Annotated in this window: 28 protein-coding genes, 1 tRNA gene and 1 pseudogene; 19 read left to right on the top strand and 11 right to left on the bottom strand. The window is 34.8% G+C overall.

From position 1 onward, the window contains the following. Positions 1-468: 468 nt before the first annotated feature. The 6 genes and pseudogenes from LNP27_RS09835 (at position 469) to LNP27_RS09860 (ending at position 7,665) form a co-directional block, all read left to right on the top strand. Complete coding sequence (locus LNP27_RS09835; RefSeq protein WP_229941467.1) at positions 469-780, top strand: PAS domain S-box protein; 312 nt, start codon at positions 469-471, stop codon at positions 778-780. A gap of 373 nt (positions 781-1,153) precedes the next feature. Continuing rightward, positions 1,154-1,879, top strand: a complete 726-nt coding sequence (locus LNP27_RS09840) for a type IV toxin-antitoxin system AbiEi family antitoxin domain-containing protein (RefSeq protein WP_229941468.1) — start codon at positions 1,154-1,156, stop codon at positions 1,877-1,879. Next, positions 1,876-2,874, top strand: coding sequence for a nucleotidyl transferase AbiEii/AbiGii toxin family protein (locus LNP27_RS09845; protein WP_229941469.1), 999 nt, complete (start codon positions 1,876-1,878; stop codon positions 2,872-2,874). Before LNP27_RS09840 ends, LNP27_RS09845 begins: the two co-directional genes overlap by 4 nt. 1 nt (position 2,875) lies before the next feature. After that, positions 2,876-6,064 carry a type I restriction endonuclease subunit R gene (locus LNP27_RS09850; RefSeq protein ID WP_229941470.1) on the top strand — a complete coding sequence of 1,063 codons (3,189 nt, stop codon included), beginning with the start codon at positions 2,876-2,878 and terminating at the stop codon, positions 6,062-6,064. Between the two features lie 271 nt (positions 6,065-6,335). Continuing rightward, positions 6,336-6,701 (top strand): ISAon1 family transposase N-terminal region protein, encoded by a 366-nt coding sequence (locus LNP27_RS09855; RefSeq protein WP_229941471.1) that lies wholly within the window; start codon positions 6,336-6,338, stop codon positions 6,699-6,701. Positions 6,702-6,747: 46 nt separating this feature from the next. After that, a pseudogene (locus LNP27_RS09860) lies at positions 6,748-7,665 on the top strand (ISAon1 family transposase). Positions 7,666-8,008: 343 nt separating this feature from the next. Here LNP27_RS09860 and LNP27_RS09865 read toward each other — a convergent pair. Continuing rightward, positions 8,009-8,082: transfer RNA gene (locus LNP27_RS09865), tRNA-Arg, on the bottom strand. 93 nt (positions 8,083-8,175) lie between these two features. Here LNP27_RS09865 and LNP27_RS09870 point away from each other — a divergent pair. Then, on the top strand, positions 8,176-8,688 hold the full coding sequence (locus tag LNP27_RS09870; protein ID WP_229941472.1) for an adenine phosphoribosyltransferase: 513 nt from the start codon (positions 8,176-8,178) through the stop codon (positions 8,686-8,688). On the opposite strand, the gene LNP27_RS09875 is transcribed toward LNP27_RS09870, so the two are convergent. From LNP27_RS09875 to LNP27_RS09890, 4 genes are all read right to left on the bottom strand, one after another. Then, a complete protein-coding gene (locus tag LNP27_RS09875; protein WP_229941473.1) occupies positions 8,685-8,825 on the bottom strand; it encodes an SsrA-binding protein in 141 nt (46 codons plus the stop codon). The two genes, LNP27_RS09870 and LNP27_RS09875, sit on opposite strands and share 4 nt — an antisense overlap. Before the next feature lie 87 nt (positions 8,826-8,912). Next, on the bottom strand, positions 8,913-10,739 hold the full coding sequence (locus LNP27_RS09880) for a M56 family metallopeptidase (RefSeq protein ID WP_229941474.1): 1,827 nt from the start codon (positions 10,737-10,739) through the stop codon (positions 8,913-8,915). A 5-nt stretch (positions 10,740-10,744) separates the two neighbouring features. Next, complete coding sequence (locus LNP27_RS09885) at positions 10,745-11,101, bottom strand: BlaI/MecI/CopY family transcriptional regulator (RefSeq protein ID WP_229941475.1); 357 nt, start codon at positions 11,099-11,101, stop codon at positions 10,745-10,747. 299 nt (positions 11,102-11,400) lie between these two features. Beyond that, positions 11,401-12,618 carry an MDR family MFS transporter gene (locus LNP27_RS09890; RefSeq protein ID WP_229941476.1) on the bottom strand — a complete coding sequence of 406 codons (1,218 nt, stop codon included), beginning with the start codon at positions 12,616-12,618 and terminating at the stop codon, positions 11,401-11,403. 344 nt (positions 12,619-12,962) lie between these two features. Here LNP27_RS09890 and LNP27_RS09895 point away from each other — a divergent pair, with 344 nt between their 5' ends. The 12 genes from LNP27_RS09895 (at position 12,963) to LNP27_RS09950 (ending at position 22,475) form a co-directional block, all read left to right on the top strand. Continuing rightward, positions 12,963-14,228, top strand: a complete 1,266-nt coding sequence (locus LNP27_RS09895; RefSeq protein ID WP_132109790.1) for a site-specific integrase — start codon at positions 12,963-12,965, stop codon at positions 14,226-14,228. A gap of 675 nt (positions 14,229-14,903) precedes the next feature. After that, the gene (locus LNP27_RS09900; protein WP_132109791.1) at positions 14,904-15,281 is read left to right on the top strand and encodes a single-stranded DNA-binding protein; all 378 of its coding nucleotides are present in this window, start codon (positions 14,904-14,906) and stop codon (positions 15,279-15,281) included. 35 nt (positions 15,282-15,316) lie between these two features. Further along, positions 15,317-16,390 carry a DUF932 domain-containing protein gene (locus LNP27_RS09905; RefSeq protein WP_229941477.1) on the top strand — a complete coding sequence of 358 codons (1,074 nt, stop codon included), beginning with the start codon at positions 15,317-15,319 and terminating at the stop codon, positions 16,388-16,390. 52 nt (positions 16,391-16,442) lie between these two features. Further along, the gene (locus LNP27_RS09910) at positions 16,443-16,925 is read left to right on the top strand and encodes a DUF1281 family ferredoxin-like fold protein (protein WP_229941478.1); all 483 of its coding nucleotides are present in this window, start codon (positions 16,443-16,445) and stop codon (positions 16,923-16,925) included. A gap of 11 nt (positions 16,926-16,936) precedes the next feature. Beyond that, positions 16,937-17,272, top strand: a complete 336-nt coding sequence (locus LNP27_RS09915) for a molybdenum ABC transporter ATP-binding protein (RefSeq protein WP_229941479.1) — start codon at positions 16,937-16,939, stop codon at positions 17,270-17,272. Positions 17,273-17,282: 10 nt separating this feature from the next. After that, complete coding sequence (locus tag LNP27_RS09920) at positions 17,283-17,477, top strand: hypothetical protein (protein WP_074590745.1); 195 nt, start codon at positions 17,283-17,285, stop codon at positions 17,475-17,477. Positions 17,478-17,488: 11 nt separating this feature from the next. Further along, positions 17,489-18,103 (top strand): PRTRC system protein E, encoded by a 615-nt coding sequence (locus tag LNP27_RS09925; protein ID WP_229941480.1) that lies wholly within the window; start codon positions 17,489-17,491, stop codon positions 18,101-18,103. Positions 18,104-18,120: 17 nt separating this feature from the next. Continuing rightward, complete coding sequence (locus tag LNP27_RS09930) at positions 18,121-18,339, top strand: PRTRC system protein C (protein WP_074590740.1); 219 nt, start codon at positions 18,121-18,123, stop codon at positions 18,337-18,339. A 16-nt stretch (positions 18,340-18,355) separates the two neighbouring features. Then, positions 18,356-19,531, top strand: coding sequence for a hypothetical protein (locus LNP27_RS09935; RefSeq protein WP_229941481.1), 1,176 nt, complete (start codon positions 18,356-18,358; stop codon positions 19,529-19,531). Then, on the top strand, positions 19,528-20,250 hold the full coding sequence (locus tag LNP27_RS09940; protein ID WP_229941482.1) for a PRTRC system protein B: 723 nt from the start codon (positions 19,528-19,530) through the stop codon (positions 20,248-20,250). Before LNP27_RS09935 ends, LNP27_RS09940 begins: the two co-directional genes overlap by 4 nt. Beyond that, entirely contained in the window at positions 20,250-21,056 is an 807-nt protein-coding gene (locus LNP27_RS09945; protein WP_132109799.1) for a PRTRC system ThiF family protein, read from the top strand. Before LNP27_RS09940 ends, LNP27_RS09945 begins: the two co-directional genes overlap by 1 nt. A 369-nt stretch (positions 21,057-21,425) precedes the next feature. Further along, entirely contained in the window at positions 21,426-22,475 is a 1,050-nt protein-coding gene (locus LNP27_RS09950; RefSeq protein ID WP_229941483.1) for a PIN domain-containing protein, read from the top strand. Positions 22,476-22,505: 30 nt separating this feature from the next. Here LNP27_RS09950 and LNP27_RS09955 read toward each other — a convergent pair whose 3' ends face one another. The 6 genes from LNP27_RS09955 to traN all read right to left on the bottom strand — a co-directional run bounded on the left by LNP27_RS09955 (position 22,506) and on the right by traN (position 25,891). Further along, positions 22,506-22,898: a DNA-binding response regulator gene (locus tag LNP27_RS09955; protein WP_229941484.1), complete on the bottom strand. Its 393-nt coding sequence runs from the start codon at positions 22,896-22,898 to the stop codon at positions 22,506-22,508. A 342-nt stretch (positions 22,899-23,240) separates the two neighbouring features. Beyond that, positions 23,241-23,369 carry a hypothetical protein gene (locus LNP27_RS15265; protein ID WP_255673697.1) on the bottom strand — a complete coding sequence of 43 codons (129 nt, stop codon included), beginning with the start codon at positions 23,367-23,369 and terminating at the stop codon, positions 23,241-23,243. Between the two features lie 171 nt (positions 23,370-23,540). Next, the gene (locus tag LNP27_RS09960; RefSeq protein WP_131910552.1) at positions 23,541-23,828 is read right to left on the bottom strand and encodes a molybdenum ABC transporter permease; all 288 of its coding nucleotides are present in this window, start codon (positions 23,826-23,828) and stop codon (positions 23,541-23,543) included. Positions 23,829-23,955: 127 nt separating this feature from the next. Beyond that, entirely contained in the window at positions 23,956-24,405 is a 450-nt protein-coding gene (locus LNP27_RS09965) for a DUF3872 domain-containing protein (protein ID WP_131910551.1), read from the bottom strand. An 11-nt stretch (positions 24,406-24,416) separates the two neighbouring features. Further along, entirely contained in the window at positions 24,417-24,977 is a 561-nt protein-coding gene (locus tag LNP27_RS09970) for a conjugal transfer protein TraO (protein ID WP_131910550.1), read from the bottom strand. A gap of 20 nt (positions 24,978-24,997) precedes the next feature. Next, on the bottom strand, positions 24,998-25,891 hold the full coding sequence (gene traN, locus LNP27_RS09975) for a conjugative transposon protein TraN (RefSeq protein ID WP_229941485.1): 894 nt from the start codon (positions 25,889-25,891) through the stop codon (positions 24,998-25,000). Between the last annotated feature and the right edge of the window lie 8 nt (positions 25,892-25,899).

A 25,899-nucleotide genomic window follows, 5' to 3' on the forward strand; every position in this document is an offset into this window, starting at 1 on the left:
AAATTTAAGGAAGAGTACTTCATTAAAAAATGTAATGTATAAAGTTTTACTTGTAAGTCAGAATTATAGAGTAATTGGTAGAATAGATTTGTAAACAAAAATCACAAAATTAGTTGAGTTATGTTTTTGTAGTTTAATTGATTATTAAAATTGGGTTTTTATTCTTAACGATTAGTGTCTGCTAAGTTAGGATGCCTTTTGAATTGTCTAAAAGAGATTCTATTTAAATTTATGATATAGAAATTTGTGCTATTTATAGTATGTTAAAACAATAAAAATCCAAAAATAAAGCCGCAAAACTTTCTATTTCAAATTGATACGAATTTCAGCTTGTTATTGTTATTCATTTAAATTACTTTTGCACCCGAAAAACGATAGCAATTATTCTCCAACTTTCAATTCATCAAATTTTAAGCATTAGAGTAGTAGATGAGTTTAAATAGTACCCCAAGAGTTTAATTTTTGAATATGAAAAATGAAATTGAAGGTTATCGAAGCCTCTTTTATCAAAATCCTTCCCCGTCCTTTGTTTACGAAATAGAAACTTTTAAAATTGTTGATGTTAATAAAGCTGCACTACAGCTTTATGGATATACAGTAGAGGAATTTCTGTCCTTAACTGTAAAAGATTTTACTGTAAAAGAAGAGATTGCTCCATTATTGAGTATTCATCAAAACATTCAAAATCGAGCCGAAAATTTCTTTTTAGGCAAATTTACGCATCTAGCAAAATCGGGCGAATTGCTGAATATGGAAATCAGTGGCTATTTAGAGTCCTAAACTTAATTAAAAAAGTTGAAATAGAATTCCAGAAAGAATTGCCACACAATACAGTAGATTATTTTAAAAGACATATTAATGTTAGTAAATACAATAATATGAGAGATATTAATAAACAGATAAAAAAAGTTTTTTTGGACTATATTAAATCTCAAAATGAACCTGATGATAATGTTGAGACAGCAAATAGTTTTAGTATAGGAAGAAAGCTAATAGATTTGTTTAAATAAAAAAAGAAGAGTTAGCATAAGGTTAGATAAATTGTCAAGTTTTTTGCTCCAAAAACTTGACAAAATAATTTAAAAACACAGAATGTCCAGTTTTTTATATAATAAACTGGACATTTTTATATATTTGTAGTAAATAGTATTACATGAAAACTACTGATTACATAGCTATTACCATCGATCGTTTCCCAAAAGGATATGTGTTCACCTATGCTGACTTTACCACAGCCGTGAATAAAAAAGAAGCGGTCATAAAAGCATTGAATCGTATGGTAGTTTCGGGCAAGATTGCAAAACTAGCCAAGGGCAAGTATTACAAGCCTGAAAGTACTCCTTTTGGAAATTTAGAACCCAACCAATATCAAGTGGTAAAAGATTTATTGGAAGATGATGGTAAAACAATTGGCTATCTTACGGGTTACAGTATGTACAACCAGTTAGGATTGACTACTCAAATAAGCAATACCATTCAAATTGGTAGAAATGACATTCGTCCAAGCGTAAATAGAGACCGTTATAGTATCAAATTCGTAAAACAAAAGAATACCATTACCAAAGAGAATATTCCGTTGTTACAATTACTAGATGCTATTAAATATATCAAGAAGATTCCTGATAGCAGTATTGCAGCAGCCTGCTTGCGGTTAGTATCATTATTGAAAGGGTTGTCAGAAAAAGAAATAGCAACATTGGTGCGTTTGGCTCAAAAATACCCACCTGCAACAAGGGCTTTACTTGGCGCGCTATTAGATGAAGCGGAATTTTCTCAATTCAAGGAAATAATACTTAAAAACCTGAACCCCATTACCAATTATAAACTATCGGGAGTACAAGCTGTTTTAAAAACTGCCGAAAACTGGAACCTAATATGAAGCTACACGAAAACAAAGTTATATTTAGACAATCAATTGAGTTTACCGCTCAACAGATGGGGATACTACCTATTTATGTAGAAAAAGACTACTGGGTAACGTATGCATTATGTATCATTTTTCAGGATACAATTGGAGCAGAAACCATTTTCAAAGGAGGAACAGCACTATCAAAATGTTTTGGATTAATTGAACGTTTTTCTGAAGATATTGATTTGGTAGTTTTGAAGAGAGACGAAGAAAGCGGAAATCAACTGAAAAACAAATTGAAGAAGATAACCAATGCTGTTGGTGCAAAATTAACAGAAGTAGATGAAGAGGGTATTACAAACAAAGTGGGCATGATTAGGAAAATTGCCTATCAGTATCCAAAAACGTTTACTGGAAAATTTGGACAAGTTAGAGAGAACATTATCGTTGAAGCGACTTGGCTAGGACGTTATGAACCATACTACACCACCTCTATTTCATCCTATATTTTTACAATGATGAAATCAGCGGGACAACTCCAAATTGCAGAAGAGCATGATTTATTACCCTTTGAAGTTCAAGTATTGCATGTAAATAGAACTATTTGCGAAAAAATAATGAGTTTGGTTCGTTTTTCTTATGGATCAAATCCGATAGAAGACTTGAGAAATAAAATACGCCATACTTACGACTTACATCAGTTATTAAAAGACTCCGAAATTCAAAAATTCTTTGAAAGTCCAGAGTTTGAAGAAATGCTTTTACTAGTAGGACAAGATGATGTTTCAAGCTTCAAAAACAATAATAGATGGTTAGTGAATCATCCGAAAGAAGCCATAATATTTAGTCAAACAAATCTAACTTGGGAAAAATTAGAAGAGGTCTATACCAATGAATTTCTTAATCTTGTGTATGGTGCAAAACCCACGAGTGAAGAGATTTTAAAATCACTGATCAAAATCAGTGAGCGTTTACAACATATAAAATGGAATATTGAAATTCCCAAAAAAGGAGAAACGAAATAGGATGAAATTTACCGAAGCACAATTAGAACAAGCCTTTATCAATTTACTACAAGAAGAGAAAATGACTCATCTGGTAGGTGGTGAAGTACGTAAAATAGAGTATAACGGAGCAGCTGAACCACCAACGGTTTACGGACATGTTGTAAGTGAACAAGTATTGCTAACAGAAGATTTGAAAAACTATTTACGTTCTGCCTATACAACCGAAAATATTACCGAAAACGAGATAGAATCCATCATAAGAGATTTAGATCGTTTGCCATCATCTGATTTATACGAAAGCAATAAAACCATTATGAAAATGGTGAGTGATGGTTTTTTGTTAAAGCGGGAAGATAGGAGCAAAAAAGACTTTTATGTGCAACTCATTGATTATTCGGAAAATGATGGGAATACCTATAAAATTGTCAACCAACTAGCGATAAAAGGCTATGAAATGCGCATTCCCGATTTGATTTTATACATCAACGGATTGCCTTTGGTGGTTTTTGAATTTAAAACAGCAATTCAAGAAAATACAACGCTTCATGATGCGTACGTACAGATTACGACTCGTTATAAAAGAGATATTCCAGAGCTATTCAAATACAATGCTTTTTGTGTGATAAGTGATGGTGCCAATACTAAAGCAGGTTCATTCTTTGCACCTTATGAATTCTTCTATGCCTGGAGAAAAATTGAGGGCATGATAAAAGAGGTTGATGGTATTGATGCGATGTTTACGCTTATTCAAGGGATGTTCAACCGTAAAAGATTGCGGGATATAATTCAAAATTTTATCTTTTTACCTGATAGCTCCAAAAAGAATGACAAGATCGTTTGTCGTTATCCTCAGTATTACGCAGCAACGAAACTTTTTGAAAACATCAAACAACATCAAAAACCGTTGGGAGATGGTAAAGGAGGAACTTATTTTGGAACTACAGGTTGCGGAAAGAGTTATACCATGTTGTACTTAACTCGTTTATTGATGCGAAGTAAATATTTTGCAAGTCCAACGATTATAGTCATTACAGATAGAACCGACTTGGACGATCAATTATCAGGACAATTTACGAATGCGAAAGGATTTGTAGGTGATGAATCGATAATCAGTGTCGAAAGTCGTTCTAATTTAAGAGAGCTACTGCAAGGCAGAAATAGTGGTGGCGTGTTTTTGACTACTATTCACAAGTTTACAGAAGACACCAAATTATTAACGGATAGAACCAATGTGATTTGCATATCTGACGAAGCGCATAGAAGTCAAACGAATTTAGATCAAAAAGTAAAAGTGACAGAAACTGGTGTTAAGAAGTCCTTTGGGTTTGCTAAACATTTACACGATTCCTTGCCCAATGCCACTTATGTAGGTTTTACGGGAACTCCTATAGATGCTACGATTGATGTTTTTGGAGAAATAGTAGATGCCTACACGATGACTGAATCGGTAGCGGATGAAATTACCGTTCGTATTGTCTATGAAGGTCGTGCGGCTAAAGTATTGTTGAACAATCAGAAACTAGCCGAAATTGAAGCTTATTATAATCAATGTGCGGAAGAGGGCAGTAACGAAAATCAAGTTGAAGAAAGTAAAAAAGCCATGTCGCAAATGAATGCGATTATTGGTGATCCCACACGCTTAAAAACCGTTGCCGAAGATTTTATAAAGCACTATGAAAATAGAATTGCAGAAGGTTCAACAGTAAAAGGAAAAGCAATGTTTGTGTGTAGCAACAGATTTATTGCTTATGAATTATATAAAAACATCTTGGAACTAAGACCCGAATGGGGTGAAGTAAAAGTCGCAGCGGATGATGTAGTTTTATCAGACAAAGACAAAAAGGAAATCAAACCGATGGAGCGAATCAAAATGGTTATGACTCGTGGTAAAGATGATCCTGAAACACTTTATCATTTACTAGGAACTAAAGATGATCGAAAAGAATTGGATCGCCAGTTTAAAAATGAAAAATCAAATTTTAAAATTGCAATTGTAGTTGATATGTGGTTGACAGGATTTGATGTTCCTTTCTTAGATACTATGTACATTGACAAACCAATACAGCGCCATAATTTAATTCAAACTATTTCTCGTGTAAATAGAAAGTTTGAAGGAAAACAAAAAGGATTGGTTGTTGATTATATCGGAATCAAAAAACAAATGAATATGGCTTTGGCATTATACAGTAATGCCGACAACGATACTATTGAAGATATTGAGCAATCTGTGGTTGTCGTAAAAGATCAGTTGGATTTATTAATTAGACTGTTTTACAAGTTTGACAAATCGGGTTATTTTAGTGGTACGCCATTAGAGCAATTAAAAACACTCAATCAAGCTTCAGAATTCATTCAACTAACACAAGAACTGGAAAAGCGTTTCATGTATATCGTAAAACGATTAAAATCAGCTTATGATATTTGTTCAGGTTCAGGAATCTTTTCAGAAGAACAACGAGATGAAATTCATTTCTACTTGGCTGTTCGTTCTATTATTTTCAAATTGACAAAAGGAGTTGCACCTGATACTGCTCAGATGAACAATCGAGTGAAACAAATGTTACAAGATGCCATCGAAAGTGATGGTATTGAAGAGATATTCAAATTAGGGGACGAAGGGCAAACCGAAGTCGATATATTCTCAGATGATTATATGGCTAAAATTGATAAAATCAAATTACCTAACACAAAAATCAAATTACTTCAAAAATTACTAGCCAAAGCAATTGATGATGTAAAGAAAATAAATAAGATCACAGGAATAGACTTTTCAAAAAGATTACAGTTTATTGTAGATAAATACAATGAAAGAAAAGAAGATGATGTATTGCAAAGCCGAGTACTGGAAGATTTCACAGATGAAATCATTGATTTGTATTATGCTTTAAAAAAGGAAAAAGACTCGTTCAAAGATTTGGGTATTGATTTTGAAGAAAAAGCATTCTACGATATTTTAAAAGCTTTAGCTCATAAATACGACTTCAACTATCCTGATGATAAATTAATCATATTAGCGCAAAAGGTGAAGCTTGTAGTCGATGATAAAGCCAAATACACAGATTGGAGCAAGAGGGATGATATTAAAGCAGAGCTAAAAGTGGATCTAATTATTTTACTAGCAGAAAGTGGCTATCCACCAGTGGATCGTGATGAAATTTATAAAGAGATTTTTGAACAAGCAGAGAATTTTAAGAAGTATAGAAGTTGATCCTTGTTATGTGATCTAATTGCTTAGAAGTATCGTAAATAATCACATTGTGAGAAGCTCAAAATTAATTCATTACCTAAAAAAAAAAGCAAACCCCTCAATATAGTATATTAAGGGGATTTGCTTTTAACAAAAGTTTGAATAGAGAATTTTTGGATTAAGAGTTTAAAGGGTAAACCCACTAATCATTTATCAAATTTAATTGGATCAATACATATTGTTGTGGGGAAATATTAAAATCTAGATATTTGTATTGCTAAATTACATACCAATGCAAGACTCTTTTATCGAGATCCTTAAATTATTGTTACCAGAAATAATAGTAGACTACTTTGAACTTACGTCCTATAAAAAAGGAGACGAGATAATTCATTTGTATCTAAGGGAGATCAATTCAATTCCTAAAGAATACCGAGGATCTAAATTGAGTTCAAAAGGATTCTCTGAAGAGATAACGGTTCAAGATTTTCCTATTCGTGGACATCAGGTATATCTTCATATCACTCGAAGAAGATGGCTTAACGAAGATACTGGCAAAGTAGTCTTTAGAGATTGGAATTTAGTAGCAGACGGAACTCGTGTAACACAGGAGTTTGCGTCTTTTTTAAAAGAGATCAATAGATTCCAGTCCAAATGATTGTAATGCTATCGCTTCTTTTTATGGAGTTAAGGGGAGAAATTTGTTGTCTCAATACAAAGACTACTTAAGTGACTTTAAAACTTGGGATCAACTAGGACATGCTAAAAAATGGCTTCTTTTCCCTAAGAACATTCGAAAGTATTTATCTATAGATGAAACATCTCTCTCTAACGCAGAGCTCTATACAATTCTGACCAGTAAATCTGCTAAAGGAAAGAAAGGAACCATTCTACCCATGGTTGCAGGAACTAAAGCAGAAACAGTAATATCAATTATTGAAAAAATCCCTTTTAAACAAAGAAACCTAGTCAAAGAAATTACTTTGGATATGGCCGGTAATATGGGCTTAATTGCTCGAAAATGTTTTCCTAATGCAACTCGTGTTGTTGATCGTTTCCATGTGTAGAAGCTGGCTAGAGAAGCACTCCAGGAAATCAGGATCAAATATCGTTGGGAAGCCATAGATCAAGAAAATGACGCAATAGAACGAGCAAGGAAGTCAAAAGTAAATTTCGAATCTAAAACACTCTCTAATGGCGATACTCTTAAACAATTACTGGCAAGGAGTCGTTATTTCTTGTATAAAAACAAATCTAAATGGACACCAAACCAAATAGAACGTGCTGGCTTACTATTTGAATTATATCCTGATATTCAAAAAGGATATAGCCTAACTCAAGAGCTTCGTGGCATCTTTGAGCACACAACCGATAAAATTATTGCTTTTGCGAAATTAGCCAAATGACATGAAAAAGTAAATCAATCTGGGTTTAAGTCTTTCGGTACAATCTCCCGTACCATTATGACTCACTATCAAACAATATTGAACTACTTTGACAATAGAGGTACTAATGCTTCAGCAGAATCTTTCAATGCAAAAATAAAAGCATTTAGATCACGATTCAGAGGTGTTAGGAATGTAGAATTTTTCCTTTTTCGACTAACGAATATATATGCTTAATTTTTGCTGCTCCACAGGTTTTCGTGTTGATCCATTTAATTTCAATTCTGATATAGGAATCTAATTCAGAATAACTTTTTTGGCTTTTAAGGAGCCAAAAGTTATTTCCGAATAAGTTATTATATATTTTTATTTCACCGTATTTAGAAGCTAGATGATGTAGTAAGTGTAGCAAATGTAGTTCAGAAAAAAAGATATATTTTTTCAACTAAGGAATAAAATTGTTAGAGTTATAGAATATGAGGAGAGTGTGAACAACACTAATTCTAAAAAAGTGTGAATATAGTGTGAACACTAAAAACAAAAAAGGGTTCCAATCTCTTGGAACCCTTATAAACTCTAGTGACCTTGACTGGATTCAAACCAGTAACCTCTTGAGCCGTAATCAAGTGCGCTATTCAGTTGCGCCACAAGGCCATTTGCAGGTGGTTGTAATAACGTCATTGCGGGTGCAAATATAGAGATAAATGTGTAATTTGCAATAGTAAATTCGTAAAAAAATAAAAAAACATGCCACTACAAAACTATATACGTGATATTCAGGGATTTCCAAAAGAAGGAATTTTGTTCAAAGACATAACTCCGCTACTAATCGACCCTTTAGCAAGCGCTGAATGCCTAAAATTGCTAGTTTCAACTCTAAAAGAGAAGAAAATTAATAAGGTAGTAGGAGTGGAGAGCAGGGGTTTTTTCTTTGGAACACTGATTGCACAAGAACTAAAAGCTGGATTTGTACCTGTTAGGAAACCAAATAAACTGCCTTTTGAAACTATTTCGGCTACTTACGACTTAGAATATGGTTCAGATGCATTAGAAATACACATTGATGCCATACAAAAAGGAGACCACGTTTTGATTCACGATGATGTCTTGGCAACCGGAGGAACTATTAAGGCTGTTTGCGAGTTAGTAGAACGTTTGGGTGGTGAAATTGTACAATGCAATTTCATTATGGAATTATCTTTCATCAACGGTAGGGAAAAAATTAAAGAACAAGAAATTTTTACAGCGATAAGCTATTAATCCAGTGCTCTTGTAGTTACGTAATAGCGGAAACCAATAATAGCCATTTGCCATTTTTTGGCTTTAGCCAAGTCTAAGCGCTGTTTAGTAAAACTGGGTAAGATAAGTTTATTGATTTGAGCTAAAATTTTGTACATGCTTTTTTTTCAAAGGTATAAAAAAAGACGGTCTTGATGGAGATCGTCTTTTTTGTATAAATGTTTTATTTTAATATTTGAAATCCTCTAACCTTTTTTTTGAGGAATTGGTTTAACATCGCTTTCATCTATTTTTTTCTTAGTACTGATTTCAATTACACCATTTTTACCGCTTTCACCATATTTACTAGTTGCGCTAAATCCTTTCAAGACATCAATTTTGGCAATTTGGTCTGTAGGTATTTCTTCAATATTGAAATTTGAATCCTTTGCTTTTCCATCAACAACAATCAAAGGCTTGGAACTATCAAGAGATGAAAATCCACTTACTTTCCAACCATTGACAACTTTGTCTTCTTTTATTCCATATCCTACAACTTTTATTTCTGGAGATTGCACATCATTATTATTATTATTATTAGTGTTCTTTTCTTTTATTGTAATTTCAATTACTCCATTTTTACCGCTTTCACCATATTTGCTAGTTGCGTTAATTCCTTTTAATACATTTATTTTGGCAATTTGGTCAGTAGGTATTTCTTCAATTTTAAAATTGGATGCTTGTTTTACTCCATCAATAACAATAAGCGGTTTGTTATCTATATCTTGTTTTAATACTGATTGAATGTTCGCTTTATCATCTACTTGACCAATTTTATTATTTGGTGTTTTAATTTTGTCTTCATTTGTTGTAGTGACATTTGTCTTAAAATTTGATATTTGATCATTTTCTGATAAAGGGTTTAAATCCATATTATATCCCATTTCTTTTTTATTTTCATCATAATAGAATTTAAATGGTTTTATAGGTGTATTTCCAGATTGGTTACTACTGCCACTACGATTGTTGTCTTTGAATTCACTTTTAATGCTGATAATTTCTCCATTGGAATTTCTTTTGATATTGAAAAAAGTTAAATCAATATTATACAAATTCTTTATTTGTTCGCAATGTTCTTTAATTTCCGCGTCGGTGGTGTTTTTGGTAATAACCATGTTGATTTCATCAATTTTAACATGTTTAATTTCAATGTCATCGGATTTTTTCTCCTGAGCGATGACTTCAATTTGAAATAATAGTACAAAGGCAATAAGTGCCGGTAATACGGAGAAATACTTCCAATAATGGCTGTTTTTTGATTGATTTTTGTTTAACATAACGATTCGTTTTTTGATTAATGATTGATAAAAATGATTACTGATGGCAACACAATTTTCCTGTGTTGTTATTTTTAAAAGGGTGATTTGATAGGCTTTTTTATCCGAAATGTGTTTTGATGCTTCACTATCGGCAATGAATTCTAGATTTTGAACCATCGCTTTTTTGTACAACCAAATCAACGGATTGAACCAAAAAATGACACAAAAAAATCTTGAAATTAGCACATCAATGCTGTGTTTTTGTAGGCTATGTACTTTTTCGTGTTCTAAAATATTTTCTAATTCGACAGCAGTATATAAAGACGAATTGTAAACGATGTAATTGAAATAGGAGAAAGGAGCAATGTTTTCGGCGATGTCTATTAATTTGAAATTACCATGCTTTTGCATCGTTTTTCCTTTTAATAATTTAATTAGGCTATTAAAATCAAAAACTAGTTTGAGAAACGAAATGACAATTCCTATAAAGTACGCATAAGCTAACATTAAGTACCAATTAATTTTTGGTTCTGGAGCAGCTACCGAAGTTGTCACAGGAATATTGGACCAATCGAACGAAGCTATTGATGGTTCTATCCAAACTATTTTGCTAATAAAAAACAAAGGAAGAATTGTAGAAGTAATTAATCCCAAAAGTAAAAACCATCTGTTTGTCGTGAAGAAGGTCTCTTTTCTTAAAAGTAACATGTAGGCTAAGTAAAATAGCACAATCAAGGCACTTGCTTTTATAAAGTAAATAAATACATTTTCCATAACTATTATTTTTTTTCAATCATGGCTAAAATTTCTCGCAGTTCATCGGCAGATATTTTCTCTTCCTTTGCAAAAAAGGACACCATATTTTTATAAGAACTATTGAAATAATTATCAATTGCAGTGTTCATGAACTTCTTTCTATAGTCTTCAATAGGAACAATAGGATAATATTGATGGGTATTTCCAAAAGCATTATGAGCGACAAAACCTTTTTCCTCGAGATTACGCACAATAGTAGATAGCGTATTGTAATGCGGTTGATCCTCCGTTATTTCAGCCATGACTTCTTTGACGAAAGCTTTTTTAAGCCTCCATATAATCTGCATGATTTCCTCTTCTTTGTTCGTTAGTTTTTGCATGATTTTTTATTTGAATCAAACCTACAACTATATTTTTAGTTAACAAACTATTTTTATAGTTATTTAACTATTATTTTAGTTTTATATCTATTTTTTTTAGAATAGAGTGCGAAATTTATAACATAAAAAGTGTTTTGTAAAATGAAAATAGTTGATGAAAAGGAGATTGCGTGAGGGATAGAAGCTAGCTACCAAAGTAGCGCGTATAGCCCGACAGCATTAGGAAAAGGGGCTACGTAACAAAATTATCACTTAGCCCCTTTTCCTAATGGAGTCACGCACAAAGTATAATAATGAGATTAATTTTCTTCTCTCCGAACTAGTTTTTGCAACCAGATACAACCAGCAAGCGATAGCATTCCTAAAGTTCCCATAACAAACCAATTAGTTTGATAGCCAAAGTTAGCTATGATTTCAAGTCCAGTTTTAGAGCTGGCAATATGTGCTAAACTAAAACTCATTGTGAACAATGCCATATAACGACCTTCGTGTCCTTTTGGCGCTCTACTTAAAGCAAAAGAGTTCGAGAATGGGAAGATGAACATTTCGCCAAAAGTGATAAAAAGGATGCTTACAACGAGCATTCCTGCCCAAATATTGATTAATAGAATATAAAAACTAATCGCCATCAGTAATGAACCCCAAAGGATAATCTTGATTTTATTGATGTTTTTTCGTTGGCTAAAACTTACAATTGGCATTTCGAGAAAGAATATTAACAAACCATTTAACGATAATAAAAGTCCACTTTGAAATTCAGTTAGACCAAATTTTTCATTATGATACAAAGGTAATGTTGTGAAAAGTTGGAAGAAAAGCATTGCCGTAATAAAGCAAATGAACAGAAAAATCCAGAATATTTTGTCTTTAAAAACGGATGCAGGTATTTCAGTTTCGGTACTACTTACGGCTAAATCAGCTGGTTTTTTGCGCTCTTTTACTAATAAGGTAAAAATCAAAATAGAAACAATACAAGAAGTTCCATCTATCCAAAACAATCCGCTATAGCCTAAATTCATGATGATTAGACCACCTAATGCGGGTCCGGCGGTAAATCCTAGATTAACAGCAAGCCTAACCAGAGTCAGTGCTCTGGTGCGATTTTCGGGTTTGGCATACGTTCCTAATGACACAAACATGGCAGGGCGAAACATATCAGCGACGGTCATAATGAAGAACATCGCAAAACACAATCCCCAGAAAGTGCGCACGTATTGGACTGCAAACAACAACAATCCGCTCGTAAATAAACTAAAAACCATGATTTTGTAAAACCCTATTTTATCCGTTAATTTTCCGCCAAGCCAAGAGCCCAACATCGAACCAAAACCAAAACATACCATTATCCATCCCACTTGAGCGTAGGAAAAATTTAAATCTTCTTTCAAATATTTGGATAAAAACGGTAAAACCATCGTCCCAGCACGATTGATAAAGGTAATTAAGGTTAAAACCCAAACCTCTCGTGTAAATCCCCGGTAATTATTGATGTAGCGACTAAAAGCAGTTTTGATCATAAAATGATTTTATATGGTGCAAATTTACAATGTTTTTTAGGAGCTTTTTCCAGCTATCCGCTACAATCTTTTCTTTTTTTTTGAAAAAAGAATTAATAAAAAGCAAAAGTAAGCAAAACGGCGAAAACCGTTACTATATAGTGGTTTATAAAGTGGTAGTACAAAGTTGGAAGACTGTGTACTTTAGTTTTTGGGCTTGAAATGACAAGGTTAGGTTACTAAATCGTTACTGGTTAATACCTAAATAAAATACTATAACCGTTTATACTTCAGTTATTTGCATCATTTTTCATATTTACTTGTAACTCAATGAAAGTTAATTTTAAACATTAAATTTTTGAGTTATGGAGAAGACAAAAAAATCCACGTTCAAACTACTTTTCTACCTAAAGAAAAATGAACCGAAGAAGAATGGAACAGTTGCAATTATGGGGCGTATTACCGTTGATGGTAAACCAACATCTTTCAGTACAAAATTAGAAATAGATCCTAAAATATGGGATTTAAAACACGGTAGGGTTTTAGGCAAGAGTACCCAAGCATTGGCAATCAACCTTAAATTGGATAAAATAAGATTGCGCATAGACCAGCATTATGATGAAATGTTTAAAGATGAAGGTTTCGTTACAGCACAAAAACTAAAGATTTCCTTTTTAGGTATCGGTGTTATGGCCGATACAATTCTTACTGTTTTTGCAGATCACAATGGCGACTTTAAAAAAATGGTCGATAAAGAACAACGTTCTGCAAGCACTTATGCGAAATATGATATTGTTTATAGACACTTAGCTGAGTTTATCCAATTGCGTTATTACAGACCCGATATGGCTTTCAGAGAACTTACACCAGATTTTATTCGTGAGTTCGACTTCTTTCTGCGTGTAGATAAGGAATGTACGCATAATACCGTATGGGTTTATACGATGCCTGTCATCCGAATGGTAGAGCTTGCTATTAAAAAAGGACTAATCAGAAAAAATCCTTTCGAAGATTACGAGATTACGATGAACGAGAAAGATCGGGGTTATCTGCTGAAAGAAGATGTGGAGAAGATTATGGTTCATAAAGTAGATGCAAGGTTTGACTTAGTCCGGGATTTATTTGTATTCAGTTGCTTTACAGGTTTATCTTATGCCGATATTAAGAAGTTAAAGCGAAGCAATATCCAATCATTCTTTGACGGGCATCAATGGATCATAAGCAGGCGTAAAAAATCAGACATTGCATCAAATGTGCGTTTGCTTGAAATACCTAAAAGAATAATTAATAAATACGTGGGTGTTATGAGGAATGAACTTGTTTTCCCTATACCATCTAATGCTACTTGCAACACCCATATCCGCAAGGTTGCAGGGCAGGCAGAGGTTTTTCCAGAGCATAAAATTGGTTTTCATACAGCCAGGCATACTTTCGGAACAATGTTTCTGACCGAAGGTGTTCCACTTGAAAGCCTTAGCAAAATGATGGGGCATAAAAACATTTCTACCACACAGATTTATGCTAAAATTACCAGCCAAAAAATCAGTAAGGATATGGATTTGGTTTCAGATAAATTCCAATCTATGGAACGTGCATTTTTAGCTACTAAGGAAGAGCTTGTTGTTGGATAGATTTTATAATCCTTTAGGTAAGATTTAGAAGCAGGATTTAACGATCCTGCTTTTTTTGTGCCCATATTTTATCCCCAAAGCACATTTATTTTCTTTCCTCAACCCCATCCCATAAAAGAGCTTTGGTTGGATATACTGAAAAACATATCGAAAAATTCTGGCCAAATTCCAAGCAATATTTTTCAATATCCTTTTGGTGGCTTTCATAGCCACAAACACTTAAAAATGGTTAAAAATTCTGCCAGATAAATGCTGGTTTTGTAATCACATAGACCATTTCTTAATGCCTTTTCCATTGGCTTCCACATAGGCTTCCACATAGGCTTTTATCCAAGAGCCAGTATGCTGTTTTGTCCCATTTCAAGAGCAAAGGTATTTCCGTGTTCTTAACGCAGCATCAAGGTCAAGCCCTGCGGGTTTGCCAAAAAATCTCCACCCATTCGGGTCGTATTTTTTGTCAAAACCTTGCTGTTGCTAAACACGAACCTTTTATGCTCGTGAAACGAAACAAAGCATACTCCGGCTCTTTAAACGAATAAAAAAAATGTCAGAAATGAAAAAATACAGCATTAGAAATGGTAAAAGAGAAACGAAACTTCAGCACCTCCTCTCATTACCGAATAAATCAAAAAAAATAAAATCAGAACAAAATCAATAACGCAAAAAATAGAAATTATGAACATCACAGGAAGATTGACGAGAGATGCAGAGGTACGCACAACGTCACAGCAAAAACAAGTAGTAAACTTTTCGGTAGCAATCAACGACAGCTACCGTAACAAACAGGGCGAACGCATAGAACAGACGACCTATTTTGATTGCTCCTATTGGATAACGCCCAATGTTGCCAAAATCCTAACAAAAGGCTCGTTGGTGGAATTATCGGGCAGGGTAACTGCAAGAGCGTGGACAGGCAATGACGGAGAAGCACACGCAGGACTGAATTTTCACACCTCCCAAATCAAACTGCACGGAGGTGGTAAAAAATTAGAAACTGTACAAGCTACCGTAGAAACAGCCACTAAAAAAACAGAGGACGACCTCCCATTTTAACAACGAGTATTCAAACAATTTTAAATCATTTTATCATGGCACATAATATCAATTTCAACGAGAGAACAGGACGTTATTCATTCTTTAGCGTACAACAAAAAGCGTGGCACGGTTTGGGGCAAATCGTAGAGCAATACCCAACAAGCGAGGAAGCTATCAGACACGCAGGATTAGATTATGAAGTCGTAAAATCTCCTCTATTTACCAAAGGTTCGGGTATTGTCGAAACGGCAAACGGCATTGAGATAGGCAGTAGCGAATTGGAAGTACCTAACTATTTCGCCAACATACGCACCGATAACAATGTAGTATTAGGTGTAGTTGGTAAGGATTACCACATCGTACAAAACCGTGAAGCCTTTAATTTCTTTGATGCTATTGTAGGCGGTGGCGAGGGTATTCTGTATGAAACCGCAGGAGCGTTAGGCAACGGAGAGCGCATATTTATCACAGCCAAATTGCCCGACTATATCCGTGTAGGTAATGGTGATGATGTAACAGAAAAATACATTTTCCTAACTACTTCGCACGATGGTAGCGGAAGTATCACAGCCGCATTTACACCTGTCAGAATTGTTTGCCAAAATACGCTAAATGCTTCGCTACGCAGTATGACCAATGTAGTTCGTATCAAACATACTTCGGGAGCAAAACAACGTATCGAAAACGCCCATAAAATTATGGGACTGGCGAACACTTTGAGCAACCAATTAGAGGACATTTTTAATGAATGGGCAAGCGTAAAAGTAACAGACCGAGAAGTAAGAAAGCTAATCCAATTGGCACTTTGCCCGAATAAAGAAACGTTTGACTTAATTAAAAAAGGTGCAGAAGATGAAATTTCAACCTTGTTTAAAAACACCGTTGATGATGCTTTTTCTTACGCGATGATAAGCGACACGCAACAAATGGATACTACTAAAGGCACATTGTTCGGAGCGTACAATGCCGTTACAGGCTATTATCAGAATGTACGCAATTACAAAAATGATGAAGCCAAGTTGCAGAGTATTGTATTGGGTGGTACTGCCCAACTCAAATCACAGAAAGCATTTGACTTGTGTACCTCTTTTGCAACGGATGGTGCGGAAATCTTAAACCTTAACTAAATAACCACAGGCTATCGCCTTAATCGGTGGTAGTCTACTAATAACAAACATTATGGCAAATTGGTGTAGTAATACGGTTGTTTTCGAGGGTAAACCCAAAGCAATCGAACAGATACAGAAGCTATTCAAGTTAATGGCAGAACAGGAACTAAAAGAAAAATGTGGACAGTTACCCGACTTTATTTCGGAAGATAACGGAGGTTATTTCTTTGCTACCTACCAGTATGAAGGCGATACAGACGTATTTCAATACGAAACAAAATGGTCGCCTAATATGGAAGTGGTACAAAAAATAGCAGAACACTATAAAGTGAATTTCATACAGGATTATGAGGAATTGGGTTGCTTGATATATGGCAGAGCAACATTTGCTGACAAGCTACTCACAGATATTTATTTGGAAGACGAAGATTTTGAAAAATTTCAATTTGACCAAGAAACCGATACTTATCATTTTGAGGGTAAAGAATACGACAGCGAATGGGAAATATTAGAAACCTTGTTAGAGCAGAAAATAGCCAATCATCAACCTTAAAAACAAGAATAATGGAAACGAAAGTAATAGCCACCAAGTTTGTCCGCTATGATGTACCCGAATTGGAAACCCTACAATTTGCAAAGGTTTATCTATTGAGGGAAAAACTGAACAAAGGCGAAAAAATGAACCGAGCCGAAAAGAATTGGCTTGCAGACGCAGTAAACCGAAATGCCTATTTCAAAAAAGCAGTTCCCTTGCACGGCTATCGGTTTGGTTTTGAAGATGTTTTGAAAAACTATGTAGTGAAGCAATACGGCAATTGGTCAGAATACAATGCACCCGACAAGACAAGCCTTAGAAGCATTGTATATGGTAGGATTGAACAAATAGCACAAATTAATTAATCCAACAGCTATGAAAATAACAGACATAAATGGTTGCCAAATCGAAGTAACAGATTTAAAGGAAGCCATAAAAATAGCAAGACGATATAAAGAATATCGCCACGAGGACAGCAATTTTTCGGAGTTTGACAAAAGACAGAAAACCTATTGGTCGGATATGTACGAGAAACTAAGAGCAATCAAAGCACAATTAACAACATCTTAAATTTTACAGCAATGAATACTAATTTTTTCAATCAGATAGCACAGTTGGACTTTACAGGGGTATTACAACTGAACATTTCAAAAAGAGCAGAAAATAACCTAATCGTTTCGGTTATCCTCAATAACGAACAATGCGGAGATAACGCCAAAAACCTAATTCCGCCACTAATATTTAACGCAACACCCCAAGAGTTTGACGATGGTTTTTTTGAGCAGATAACCGCACCCATCAAAACCGTTTCGGGTTTAATGGTGGACATGGAAAAATTTCTAAAACAATTAGAAGAAGTCAAAAAACAATCGGCTATGGAGAAAGAAAAAGCCGACAAACAGAAGAAAGAACAGGAAGCCAAAGACAAGAAATTTAAAGACGGAATGGCAAAGGCGGATGAGTTAGAAAAAGAGGGAAAATTCCGTGAAGCGTGGATGAAAGTACCCGAGATAACGGAGTTTCCCGAAAAAGCGGACGAGATACGCAAACGTAAAATAGCATTGTCTGACAAGTTTGCAACACCGAGCCTTTTTGGAGCAATGGAAGAAACAAAACCCGAACTGCAACAAGAGGAAAAAGTTACAGTAGATTATCCTACTGATGAAACGGACGAAGAAGAAGAACAAGAGTATTAACCCAAAAAATCAGATTTATGTTATTAGCAACGCAATTAGAGCGAGTTTTTATACTCAAAGATAAAGGACAGGACATCAAACTGACCGACCCCGAACCACGTTGGAGCGTGGAAGCCGTAATGAATTTTTATGCCAATATGTACCCTATTTTGACAACGGCAAAAGTATCAGCACCGCAAATAAAAGACGATGCAGTTGAGTACAAATTTGAAAGCGTAATGGGTACAAAGGGTTAAACCAAAAATCAAAACGATGAATTATGCAACCACATATCCTATCGGGAATTATCAGCATACCCGAACAGAAACGACAACGGCAATTGCACCGACAGCTAAACGAGTTCGCACAATGGATGCAAAGACCAAAAGATGCAAACCAAGTGCAGAAAGACAAGCGGAAAGCAGTACCAATAGCGATGTTGCCAATGGTTTTCTAAAGTCGGTATTCCTGCCTAAACTGAAAACGGAACAATCCGTACAGGCTTGTAAGGAAACCGCAAAAACAGAGCGGAATTTTTATCAATCCCTTTCCAACCTCGCAGAGCATTACAGTATTGAACCAATGCAAACACAAATTTATGGCTATCCCTACAATATAGCTTTGGCGATGTGGGATATAAAAACCAAGTTAAAACGTATCCATTTAAATTGGGATAGTTTGCAATTGGTACAGAATAGTAAGAAAACCTTTTTTGTAAGTGAGGAACGGTACGATACAAGAACGACCTTGTATTATATTCCTATGGTTCCGCTCTTTAAAATGCTCAACGACAAAAGGCGTAAAAAGACCGCTCAGTTATTGGTTTGCGTATGCAGTTATCTGTATCACATTGCTGATATTCCGTATTACAGACAAGAAAATAGCTACCTGTTTTGGATGTATGAAATGATGACCGATTGGGTGGAACAGGACGATGAAACAGACGAAACAGAAAGATACAAAAGCGAGTTGAAGCAAGCCGAACAAATTGGCGACAAAATGGAACAGAAACTATTCAATCGTATCAATTTACAACTATTTAAACAGCGTTTAAACATCTTTAAAAGCCTTGATGAATTTGACCAAGAATGTTGGCAATTGGCTTGTAAAGTTTTTGAACTTTTTACGGAATATCCAAAAACAAGTATTTTCAAAAACGCACCCATTTCCGAACAAGACCCTTACAATGATGATTATGACAATGAAACCATTGGAATGGAAAAGTACATTTCATTTGTAGCAGATACCAAAGGTTGGCTGTATGAAAATCTTTCGGATAGCATTAACAATGAATTTAATGAGTACGGAGCAATGGCAGAACCCACCATTAGCAAACACTTTGACGGAAGTGAAATAACCGCAACCAACCTTGATTTTGAGAACCGCTTGTTTCCGTTACTGAACCATTTATGCGGTTTATTAGATGAATATAAAATGACGACAAAATGAACAATTTAAACGACATCACCGAGAATTTTGGAACATTATATTTTCCAAAATCTGCTTTGGTTTTTTATGAAACCAAAGGTATAAATATAGATATGTATGTGGAGCATTTTGATATGGATAGAAACGGAAACCCTATCAATGCACACCCTTTGACCGTAAAAGAAGCCAATGTATTGGCAAAATCATTACATACCGATGAAGAAAAGAACAAAGCCTTTTTAAAGCCAAAGAGAATTTTGTCTACCAACATTTTACACATCAATCCGAGTGAAAAAGGTACAGTACTTTGGTACACCAAAGCACAGCAAAGACAACTGTATTTTGTAAATGGTTTGGGCATTCCCAACGGCAAGGCTAAAGTACCGCCAATGCTTTGGTTTGCAAATAAAAATAGCCTTTCTGTATTTGCTTTGTCAAGCGATAGAAGACCCATAGAAAAAACGCCTTTGCATTACGCTCCATTTTTTAATGTGTACGAAAATGGCAACGTATGTATGGGAACAGTAAATATTGATATTCAAAATTCGGCTTCGGTGGAAGAATTTATACAAGCGTGGGAAAGCTATTTTTTCAACAGTTATTTCAGCCATTTATTGGGGAATTACAATCCGATAAAAGGAAATTGTGTAACCATTTGGAAAGACCTAATTGGTACAGACACCCCCTTTCCAAAAGAAGTATTGAAACCAAATAACAAAACACTTAAAAACCTATTGTGATGAATACAGCTAAACAAAAAATACATTTTACAGACAGAGATTTAATCAATCCTACCAATCCGATTTTGATAAATGTAATCGGTGCAGGTGGAACAGGTTCAAAGGTTTTGACCGCCTTAATGGAAATGAACCACAGTTTAACTGAGTTGGGACACGCAGGACTACAAATCCGCCTTTGGGATGATGATGTAATTACCCAAGCAAATTTGGGCAGACAGCGTTTTGCAGAATGTGAAATTGGATTGTACAAATCCGTTGCACTAATTAACAGAGCCAACCGATTTTCGGGAACAAATTGGAAAGCCGAAACGGTAAAATTTGAAAAAGACCGTTTGGATAAATTGCCCGAAAATGCAGGAGCAAGTATTTATATTTCTTGCGTGGACAGCGTAAAAGCAAGGTTTGGGATTGCGGATATTTTGAATATTCTGAACAACGGTAAAGCCTATTCCAACCGCCCACGTTATTGGTTAGATTTCGGTAACAGCCAGCACACAGGACAAGTGCTACTATCTACAATAGGAAGAATTAAACAACCCAATTCCGAGAAATACGAAACGGTGGCAAGCCTGCCATTTATTACTGATGAATTTGGCGAACTTTTAAAACAGTCTGAAGAGCAGGACGACACGCCAAGTTGCAGTTTAGCTGAAGCATTAGAAAAGCAGGATTTATTTATTAATTCGTCATTGGTACAAATGGGTTGTTCTTTGCTTTGGGGCTTGTTCCGCAATGGAATGACGGAATACAGAGGATTTTTTCATAATCTGAAAGATTTTAATACCCACCCGATAAAAGTCACCTGACCCGAAAAATCGGGCGGCAAAAATGCAATTCCTCGCTACGGTCGGAAACGCATTTTTGCATTTAATTAGGTGCAACCCCTTTGTCAAAATGCACTGCTCCACAATTCCCTTCCCCTACATTTTGCCAAACAGGTTGCGTTATTATTTGCGTGGGATACTCATTATCCCATTTTTGCTTTTAGCGAACTTCTTTTCTTTTCATATCTGCGACCAAAGAAAAGAAGCAAAAGAACGTCGCTTTTTTAGAATGATTTTGACTAACACTTCCCTCTCTCAAATTTGTGAGATAATAAAAAAGTACAACATACAAACTCTATTACATTATCTTTTAAAGTATTTTTGCAATTTGCTATATCAAATATTACCACTATGATGAATATTTTCCTAGATTCAAATATACTATTTCAAGACTATTTTTTTGATAATAAGTCAAATAAGAAAATACTTGATTATTGTAAAGAAGGTCTGTTGAACCTGTATATGTCTGAAATTGTTCGTTTGGAATTGCGAAGACAGTTTCAAAGAGAACTTGAGGATAAAAATAGGGAAATAAAAAAAATAATTAAAGATGCTATTCGACTTAAAATTGAGGCAGAAATAACAGAAATATCTATTTCCGAACAGTTAGAAAAATTTGACACTTTCTATAAAAGACTAACTTACAATGATAATTTTTTTTTATTACCATATTATAACGACTTTTTACCGGATCTTGTAGAAAGAGCAATTTATAGAAAGAAACCATTTACTGAAGAAAAATCAGAATTGAAAGATGCTATAATTTGGAAAACATATTCTCACTATGTTGAAAGCAATGATACTTCGGATTGTATCCTGTTAACAAATAATACTTCGGATTTTTGCTCAAAACAAGACAAATCAAAAATCCATCCAGATTTAGAATTAGATACGACCAGATTTTCAGTAATCAATAAGTCTTTCGAATTTATTAAAACTAATGCAACTGTTCTCGAAGGTCCTGAGAACAAATTCCAAGCATACATTAATCAAATTGATATTGACCAAGAATTTGTTTTGAATATCCTAAAAGAGAATTTCGAAAAGGCAATTGAAGACGAAATACACAAGAAAATAGATAATCTCCATCCTTCCGATATACTTTCTGATGATTATTTTTTTGATGGGCAGATGGTAGCGTATGGATGCGAAATTTTAGACTGCGAAGAGATTGAACATGAAATTCTTGGTGACACAGCTCTTATTTCAGGTGTAGTTTATGCTAGTTGTGAAGTTGAGATTTTACAATATAATGCAGTACGTGACCCTGGAGAAGATAGATACTCGAATGTTGGTGAAAAAAATGTAACTTTTAAGGTGTTTTTCAATTTTGATCTAAAAAAGGATGAGATATGTTCTGATTTTGAAATTACTGATGTTGAAGTTGGTGATATAGATTAAAAACTTAACTGTTTACTAAAACTAAGTATATCATTCATTATATATCCTTTTGAAAGCTTTTTTTAAATCGTCTGTATCGCTACCGACAAGTAAATAGCTTGAAAAGCCAAGTTTAACAAGAGAAGATACTATGTTTTCTTCATCAATATCACTATAGGCAATAAGTTTTATGGAAGGATATTGTGTCCTAATTTCTATAAGTTGTTGGATGATTTCCTTACTGTAAAAATCAAGGTCAATCACGCAAACTTTGGGAAGTGTTTTCAATGCTGATAATTGAAATAATCCGTCTTTAATATGCTCTGAACGAAAAACTATTTTAATTCCTGAAGTAGCAAGACTTTTGCAAATCTCATCCAGCACCGGGCTTATATCATTGATAAATGCTACGCTAATTTCTTTTTGGTGGGCATCTGTTTCCATAACATCAATTTTATTGTTAGTGGACACCTGCAAAAAAATAAGGCGCAGGCCACTACACTTACCGCACATTGAGGTACTGGTATACCCGACAACGAATAAGCGAGCACCTACGCCTATGGCATAGGTGTTCTTTCTTATTGTCCCGTTGTCTAAAAATTACCAGTTTTCAATGTGGGACTTAAAGTAAAAACACTTTAAGATTTTCTATATTTCGTTACAAAGATACTAAACTGCTTTTGATACTCACCATACCTTTAAAGCCAATTGGGTCAAAAAAATAATTAATAACTGGCTTTATTGTTTAAATAATTATGCTCTAGTTCAGTGAGTATATCTGTTTGTTTAAAAATGATCCCCCCCTATTTGGATGTATGGCAGTAATTTATCTTCTCTTTTCGCCATTCCTAAAGGCTCTTTCAGTTCATTTTTATTTCCATCCAATGAAGATTTCTGTATTGCGATTACTTCCATTTCTGCTCAATTTTGGTATGAAATCTAATTTATAAAGGCTTTTAAAAGGATTGATAACGTTTGAATTTGTTGGCATTTAAAAGAAATATGTGGCTTTTACTAACCGGCACAAAAAAAATCGGATACCCTTTGGGGTTATCCGATTTTCTTACAACCGTATTTTAAAAATCACTATCTGCGTTGGTCGGTTGGTTCGGTTTCTATCTCCACTTTCTGTTTTTCATTATCATTTTTTTCGCGTGAATAAACCCATAACGACAATAGCCCAAAAATAATCAGTGCATAGGCTACCCATTTGCCAACTCGTTCAATGAATTTAATGCCAATCGATTTTTCGTAAGAAGAAAAACTTTCGGCACCCATAGGACTACGCCTGTAAAACTTTCTACGATTTATCCAATAGCGAAGTGCCAAGCCTAAAACCAAAAATAGTATCCCTATAACTAATGATGCAACCATAATAATAGCTATTACATTTATAAATATGAATTTACAAAAAAAATATTTGTTTCACTACATCACAAAAATATAAAATGTGAGCGTGGTAGTATAAAAAAATCCTGTCTTGTGGACAGGATTTTATTTGTTAATCGCTACTATTGAATTGGAAAGTGAGTTTCTTCTCATTTCCAAAACTATCAGAAATCCATACATCAAATGATTGCGACACAGTGCATGAAGAAGTGTAATACAATCGGAACTGCTCTGTTGGTAAAGGATATAAATCGTTTGGTAAGTACGCAAGTTCATTAGAATATCTTAAAGTTCCCTGACCATCAAACTGAAAATAACGGATAAAATATTGCGTATCGCTGTAATTACCGCTTCGCTTTATCGCCATCCTTATTTCTACGGTTTGCCCATTCGATACATCTTTTTGAACAGGCATAACCTGCACTTCAAAAGGAAAATCGTTCTGTATTTCGAGTTCATCATCTTTGCTACAAGATACCAAAGTAACCGAACTTGTGAGGATTACCAGCAATACATATACTGGCAGTAATCCTCTTTTGAATTGTTTGAAAAATGTTGTCATTATTATACGTTTTAAAAGTTAAACCTTAATCCCACACCTGCGGACGGTCGGAATTGTTTCATATCCGTACCCCATAAAACCTTTGTACGTCCTTGCAGGACTAATACAAATCGGTCGGACAGATACGTTTCAAAAGTCAACCTACCGCCAGCTCCGTAAATGAAATTGTCTTCACTCACTATTTTCGCTCCGTCATCCAACATTGCTTCGCCTCGGTTGATGGTTTCATAACCGATGACGCCAGATATTCCAGTATTAAGCGTTATGTTTTTTCGGGCATCGCCTAAAAGGAATAAACTGTAACCGCCTTCAGCAGTATAAGTTTCCTTCGGAATGCGCAAGTCTTTATAAGAATGGTATTGGTGCGTATATTCCAACGCCCAAAATTGGTAATTGCCGTTTTTGCCATTTACGGTCATTGCTACATTGATGTAATAATCGTTTCCGATTTTATCATTAGACAATACACCAGCACTTACTTCCAAGCCTTTTTGCTTAGGTAACATTCGTTGTGCCTGTGTAGCGGTAATGCCCATTAACACAAGCATTACGGTATGGATATACTTTATCATCTTATTGTTTTAATAGGTTATTAAAATTTCAGGTGCATATCATTAACCAAACGAGCCTTGATTAAATCCGAATTTTCTACCTGAAGCGTTTGGTGTCTGCCACCGTTTTTCTCAAAGATTTCAATCAGCAAAACCTTGTCATCGGCAATGGTAAACTGGTCTAAAAGGAATACGTTTTGTTCGATTGCTTTCCCGCCAATCTCATTCAATGGCTTATAAGTACGTAATGGTATCATTGGTCTTTCCTGCACTACGGTACGCTTGGCTACTTTTTTATCTACTACTTTGAAATTGATAAAATCAATTCCGAAAGGCACATTGGTACGGTTTCTCAATTCTGTATGGAAATAGTATTTGCCATTGTGTATGTAAATTCCTTTTAGGATAAACTGAATACCGAAACTTTTAGCACCGATATGCTTTACAATTCGCTGGTCTTTTTTGTAAATCGTTTCCAAAAGCAAACCTGACAATGATGGCGAATTGTTACCCAATTCTTCAAAAAGCACATCATTTCCATTTTCCTTATCCACTGCTTTTTGCATTGTCAGCAGATCGTAACTCAACGCTTCCGGATAAGCACTATAATATACATTGAAGCTGTAAAAGCGACCGTCATTGGTAATTACCGAAAAATTGGTTTCAGGCACAAAATCTTTTACCGATGCTTTTACACGAAGTACATTTTCTGCGTCTTCTGCCTTTCCTGCAATCAGGTATTCACTTCCCAAATCGACATATCGTATAGCGGTTGGGAAAATCAAATGAGTAGTCTTGTCATAGGTTACTTGCATTTGATAGGGTTCTATCTTGCCCAAAGCAAGCGGTGCTTTTAGACTGTCTTGTGCAAAAGTGTTTACGGCAAAGCCGATGATAAGGGCAAAAGCCCAAAATGTTTTTATTTGATTTTTCATCTTTTTAA

Source organism: Flavobacterium galactosidilyticum (assembly GCF_020911945.1).
Lineage (GTDB): Bacteria > Bacteroidota > Bacteroidia > Flavobacteriales > Flavobacteriaceae > Flavobacterium > Flavobacterium galactosidilyticum.

Excerpts from the sequence above, each read along its gene's own strand:
- traN (WP_229941485.1), bottom strand. The coding sequence starts at position 25,891 with ATGAAAAATCAAATAAAAACATTTTGGGCTTTTGCCCTTATCATCGGC.
- LNP27_RS09845 (WP_229941469.1), top strand. The coding sequence starts at position 1,876 with ATGAAGCTACACGAAAACAAAGTTATATTTAGACAATCAATTGAGTTT.
- LNP27_RS09905 (WP_229941477.1), top strand. The coding sequence starts at position 15,317 with ATGGCACATAATATCAATTTCAACGAGAGAACAGGACGTTATTCATTC.
- LNP27_RS09875 (WP_229941473.1), bottom strand. The coding sequence starts at position 8,825 with ATGTACAAAATTTTAGCTCAAATCAATAAACTTATCTTACCCAGTTTT.
- LNP27_RS09855 (WP_229941471.1), top strand. The coding sequence starts at position 6,336 with ATGCAAGACTCTTTTATCGAGATCCTTAAATTATTGTTACCAGAAATA.
- LNP27_RS09955 (WP_229941484.1), bottom strand. The coding sequence starts at position 22,898 with ATGGAAACAGATGCCCACCAAAAAGAAATTAGCGTAGCATTTATCAAT.
- LNP27_RS09915 (WP_229941479.1), top strand. The coding sequence starts at position 16,937 with ATGGAAACGAAAGTAATAGCCACCAAGTTTGTCCGCTATGATGTACCC.
- LNP27_RS09935 (WP_229941481.1), top strand. The coding sequence starts at position 18,356 with ATGAATTATGCAACCACATATCCTATCGGGAATTATCAGCATACCCGA.
- LNP27_RS09925 (WP_229941480.1), top strand. The coding sequence starts at position 17,489 with ATGAATACTAATTTTTTCAATCAGATAGCACAGTTGGACTTTACAGGG.
- LNP27_RS09920 (WP_074590745.1), top strand. The coding sequence starts at position 17,283 with ATGAAAATAACAGACATAAATGGTTGCCAAATCGAAGTAACAGATTTA.
- LNP27_RS09870 (WP_229941472.1), top strand. The coding sequence starts at position 8,176 with ATGCCACTACAAAACTATATACGTGATATTCAGGGATTTCCAAAAGAA.
- LNP27_RS09945 (WP_132109799.1), top strand. The coding sequence starts at position 20,250 with ATGAATACAGCTAAACAAAAAATACATTTTACAGACAGAGATTTAATC.
- LNP27_RS09900 (WP_132109791.1), top strand. The coding sequence starts at position 14,904 with ATGAACATCACAGGAAGATTGACGAGAGATGCAGAGGTACGCACAACG.
- LNP27_RS09895 (WP_132109790.1), top strand. The coding sequence starts at position 12,963 with ATGGAGAAGACAAAAAAATCCACGTTCAAACTACTTTTCTACCTAAAG.
- LNP27_RS09970 (WP_131910550.1), bottom strand. The coding sequence starts at position 24,977 with ATGATAAAGTATATCCATACCGTAATGCTTGTGTTAATGGGCATTACC.
- LNP27_RS09930 (WP_074590740.1), top strand. The coding sequence starts at position 18,121 with ATGTTATTAGCAACGCAATTAGAGCGAGTTTTTATACTCAAAGATAAA.
- LNP27_RS09840 (WP_229941468.1), top strand. The coding sequence starts at position 1,154 with ATGAAAACTACTGATTACATAGCTATTACCATCGATCGTTTCCCAAAA.
- LNP27_RS09910 (WP_229941478.1), top strand. The coding sequence starts at position 16,443 with ATGGCAAATTGGTGTAGTAATACGGTTGTTTTCGAGGGTAAACCCAAA.
- LNP27_RS09835 (WP_229941467.1), top strand. The coding sequence starts at position 469 with ATGAAAAATGAAATTGAAGGTTATCGAAGCCTCTTTTATCAAAATCCT.
- LNP27_RS09960 (WP_131910552.1), bottom strand. The coding sequence starts at position 23,828 with ATGGTTGCATCATTAGTTATAGGGATACTATTTTTGGTTTTAGGCTTG.
- LNP27_RS09940 (WP_229941482.1), top strand. The coding sequence starts at position 19,528 with ATGAACAATTTAAACGACATCACCGAGAATTTTGGAACATTATATTTT.
- LNP27_RS09880 (WP_229941474.1), bottom strand. The coding sequence starts at position 10,739 with ATGGAAAATGTATTTATTTACTTTATAAAAGCAAGTGCCTTGATTGTG.
- LNP27_RS09950 (WP_229941483.1), top strand. The coding sequence starts at position 21,426 with ATGATGAATATTTTCCTAGATTCAAATATACTATTTCAAGACTATTTT.
- LNP27_RS09885 (WP_229941475.1), bottom strand. The coding sequence starts at position 11,101 with ATGCAAAAACTAACGAACAAAGAAGAGGAAATCATGCAGATTATATGG.
- LNP27_RS15265 (WP_255673697.1), bottom strand. The coding sequence starts at position 23,369 with ATGGAAGTAATCGCAATACAGAAATCTTCATTGGATGGAAATAAAAAT.
- LNP27_RS09850 (WP_229941470.1), top strand. The coding sequence starts at position 2,876 with ATGAAATTTACCGAAGCACAATTAGAACAAGCCTTTATCAATTTACTA.
- LNP27_RS09965 (WP_131910551.1), bottom strand. The coding sequence starts at position 24,405 with ATGACAACATTTTTCAAACAATTCAAAAGAGGATTACTGCCAGTATAT.
- LNP27_RS09890 (WP_229941476.1), bottom strand. The coding sequence starts at position 12,618 with ATGATCAAAACTGCTTTTAGTCGCTACATCAATAATTACCGGGGATTT.